This window comes from Bradyrhizobium sp. (assembly GCF_036009065.1).
Taxonomy (GTDB): Bacteria; Pseudomonadota; Alphaproteobacteria; order Rhizobiales; family Xanthobacteraceae; genus Bradyrhizobium.
In genome coordinates this window covers 1-3,584 of sequence record NZ_DASYMN010000059.1, presented here as the reverse complement: position 1 = coordinate 3,584, position 3,584 = coordinate 1, and the positions used below count along the sequence as shown (strand labels likewise).

Sequence of the window (3,584 nt, the reverse complement as noted above, 5' to 3'; positions counted from 1 at the left end):
AAACTGTTGTTCACGCTGATGCCGAAGCGCGCGCCGGCGCTGCTGCGCCCGCTGGTCCGCAAGGTGTCCAACCAGGCGCTGACCACGATGGTCAATCCACAGCTCAAGCAGCACATGGCGTATTGGGAAGCCGAACTTGGCAAGAGCGAATGGTTCGCCGGCAGCGGCTTCACCGCCGCCGACATCCAGATGAGCTTTCCGCTCGAAGCCGCCGCCGCGCGCGCCGGGCTCGATGGGGGTCTTCCGAAGGCGATGGCGTGGCTGGAGCGCATCCACGCACGGCCGGCCTATGCGCGGGCGCTGGAGAAGGGCGGGCCGTATACAATCGGACGATGACCTCGTGCCCCGGACGCAGCGCAGCGCGTAGCACTTGCGAAGCGGTGCGCTGCAGAGCCGGGGCCGTACCAAGCACGATTCTCTCGTCATGCGCGGGCTTGACCCGCGCATCCATCCATCTTCAGCAGAGTCTTGCGAAGAAGATGGATGGCCGGGTCAAGCCCGGCCATGACGGTTCGGTGTTTGGTACGGTCCCGGCTCTGCGGAGCGGCATGAAGAATGCCGCACCGCGTCCGGGACACGCGGTCATTTTTGCGTCGCCGCGATCACCTCGCGCACGAGCCGCCCGAGGCCGCGGATGTCGCCGGTCGGATCGACGGAGTCGCCTAACCGCACGATCACCATCCGCTGCGACTGCAGGATGACGATGCGCTGGCCGAGGTCGCCGGATGCGAAAAACGCGTCGCGCGGGATGCCCATTGCGACGCGGCCCTTAGCGTGCGCGTGCTCGCTACGATTGGTCCAGAAGCCGGCGCCATAGTCTGTGTCGAGCGTCGCGGCGGCTGAAAGATCGACCCAGTCTTCGTGCAGGATGCGCTGCCCGCCGACCACGCCGTCCTGCAGATAGAGCAGACCGAAGCGCGCCCAATCCCTGGCGCTGGCCAGCATGGCGGACGAGCCCTGCAGCGTGCCGCTGCCGTCGAACTCCAGCGTGACGTTGCGCATGCCTAGCGGATTGAACAGCTCGCGCCATGCAAATCGAAGCGTCTGCTCGGGCCCGCCGACGGCGTCGCGGATGATCCGCGCCAGGATTTGCGTGCTCGGGCTGCTGTAGGCCCACCGCGTTCCCGGCGTCGCGATCAGTGGAGCCTGCACGGCGGGTGCGGCCATGTCGTCGTACAGATAAAGCATCTGGCTGGACAGATCGAAACCGGAATTGGTTTCATCGAGCGCGAGCCCGGTGGTCATGCGCATCAGATGCTCGATCTCGATCTCGCGCCGCGGGTCGGTAGCGCTGCGCCATTCGGCGATCGGCGCCGTGAAAGACGGGGTGACCAGGCCTTGTTGCGTGAGAAGACCGATCAAGGCGTTGACTACGGACTTGGTCATGGAAAATCCGGGCAGCGGCGTGTCGACGCCGATGCCGTCGGCGTAGCGCTCAGCGATCACCTTGCCGTCCTGCACCACAACCACCGCTTTTGTTCTGCGGAACGGCGGCTCGGCCGGCTCCTCGAAGGCGTGATCGAGCGCTGTCTTCAATTTCGCGTCGGACGGTTCGACCACGGACGCACCGGCGATTTCCGGCAGCAGCGGAGGAGTTTTCGGAATCTTCAACGCGGCGATGTCGCTTTTGAGCAAATAGGGTTTTGCGGGCCCGACAAGGGTGACGCAGCCGAAGCCATCGTGAAACGCCGCGCGGCTGCCGAGCATGCCGGCGAACGATGCATCGACGATTCCGCTTGCGCGGTCGAGGCGATAGTTCAGGCCCCGGCGCAGCCGGCGGATGCCCTGGCGGTCCAGGGTTTCGGCGAACACCGTTTGCGGATCGAGCCCGGAGACGAAAGTTTTCGAGCAGATCGTGTGGGCCACGAAGCCGGTGGCGACACGGATCGCGCGATCGGGGCGGAAGGCGATACCCAAAGCAACCAACGCAATGAGTATCGCCAGGATCAAGCCGCCTGCGACAAGCTTTCGCGGCATGCGGATTCTCTAGCGCGTTTGGCGCCTAGAATCCGTAAAGGCGGGCCGGATTGTCGACCAGGATTTTCTTACGGGTGGCGGCATCGGGCGCCCACACCGGCAGCTGGTTGAGCAGGCGGCCGTCGTCGATCTGGAACAGCGGCGTCACGTCGGTGATCTGCTTTCCGGGCGGCGTGACCGAATCCGGATGCGGCCAATCGGTGCCCCAGACGATGCGATCCGGGTTCGCCGCGATCAGCATTTTTGCGAGCGGCGCGGCATCGGGATAGTCCGGCCCGAGCTTGGAGGCGCGATAGGCGCCGGAGATCTTGACATAGGCTTTACCGGATTTCACCAGATCCACCAGATCGGCAAAACCGGGCTGCTCCACGCCGAGCGCGGCCTGCGCGCCGCCGAAATGGTCGAACACCAGCGTTACCGGCGACGTCGCGACCAGATCCTTGATCGCGGAAATCATCGGAAGCGACGTGTACATCTGGATGTGCCAGCCGCGGTTCTTCATGCGCTCGACGGCGGCCTGAAAGCGCTGTCGTCCGACATTGGGATCGCTGGTGCCGCCGGTGGCGAGATTGAGCCGGACACCGCGAAAACCCGCTTGGCCCATGGCGTCGAGGTCGCTCTCGGAAGTCTTGTCATCGATCACGGCGACACCGCGGGCCGTGGCTCCCCGCGCGGTCATGCCGAACAGCGACGCTGAATTGTCGGTGCCGTAGATGCTCGGCGTCACGACCACCACGCGCTCCATCTTCAGCGCCTTGTGCAGTTCCGACATTTCCTCGGGCGAGGCCAGTTCCGGCGTGTAGACGCGGCCTGCGAAGAACGGGAATTTTGCCGGGTCGGGGTGGATATGGGTGTGGCAGTCGCAGGCGCCGGCCGGCACCTCGAAATTCACCGGCGTGGCGGGCTGCGCCGCCTTGGCGAAAACGGTTCGGGTTTTCATGGCAACTCCGGCAGCAATGGAAGCAAGCAGAAGGTCGCGTCGTGTCGGCATCGAGTGTTCCTCCCTGTTATGGTTGTGTTAACGCTTCGTCGCAGCCGAAACCGACGGCAGCGGCAGCACGGTAACCCCGGGCGGCGCCACGTCGTCATCGGGCACGAAGAAATCCGACATTAGCTGCACCGTTGGATCGACCCGATAGGGTTCGAAGTCGCGCACGCCGCCGGCGTAAAGCACCTTGTCGTCGATGCAGAAATGTCCGGTGAATTCCCGCGAAGGTTTTGTGAAGATCGCATAGGCCGCGTCGCCCATGATCTCCGGGGTGCGGCTGGCGCGCATCATGGCGTCGCCGCCGAGCAGGTTGCCTACCGCCGCGGTGGCGATGGTGGTGCGCGGCCACAGCGCGTTGACGGCGACGCCGTCGCGCTTCAATTCGCCGGCCATGCCGAGCACGCACATGCTCATGCCGAACTTGGCCATGGTGTAGGCGGTCGAATGCTCGAACCATTTTGTCTTCATGTCGAGCGGCGGCGACAGCATCAGGATGTGCGGATTCTCGGACCTCTTCAGATGCGGGATGCAGGTTTTCGACACCATGAAGGTGCCGCGGGTGTTGATGCCCATCATCAGGTCGAAGCGCTTCATGTCGGTCATCAGCGTGTTGGTCAGG

Annotated in this window: 4 protein-coding genes; 1 reads left to right on the top strand and 3 read right to left on the bottom strand. The window is 64.5% G+C overall.

The window, feature by feature from the left end:
- Positions 1-336 (top strand): glutathione binding-like protein (locus tag VGP39_RS03960; RefSeq protein ID WP_327566800.1); only part of this gene is annotated, 336 nt, incomplete at its 5' end.
- Positions 337-582: 246 nt separating this feature from the next.
- Here the strand turns inward: VGP39_RS03960 and VGP39_RS03955 are convergent.
- The 3 genes from VGP39_RS03955 to VGP39_RS03945 all read right to left on the bottom strand — a co-directional run.
- The gene (locus tag VGP39_RS03955; protein ID WP_327566799.1) at positions 583-1,977 is read right to left on the bottom strand and encodes a serine hydrolase; all 1,395 of its coding nucleotides are present in this window, start codon (positions 1,975-1,977) and stop codon (positions 583-585) included.
- A 25-nt stretch (positions 1,978-2,002) separates the two neighbouring features.
- A complete protein-coding gene (locus VGP39_RS03950) occupies positions 2,003-2,968 on the bottom strand; it encodes an amidohydrolase family protein (RefSeq protein ID WP_327566798.1) in 966 nt (321 codons plus the stop codon).
- Positions 2,969-2,995: 27 nt separating this feature from the next.
- Positions 2,996-3,584, bottom strand: a 589-nt coding sequence (locus VGP39_RS03945; protein ID WP_327566797.1) for an SDR family oxidoreductase, incomplete at its 5' end; no start/stop codon positions are given.

Excerpts from the sequence above, each read along its gene's own strand:
- VGP39_RS03955 (WP_327566799.1), bottom strand. The coding sequence starts at position 1,977 with ATGCCGCGAAAGCTTGTCGCAGGCGGCTTGATCCTGGCGATACTCATT.
- VGP39_RS03950 (WP_327566798.1), bottom strand. The coding sequence starts at position 2,968 with ATGCCGACACGACGCGACCTTCTGCTTGCTTCCATTGCTGCCGGAGTT.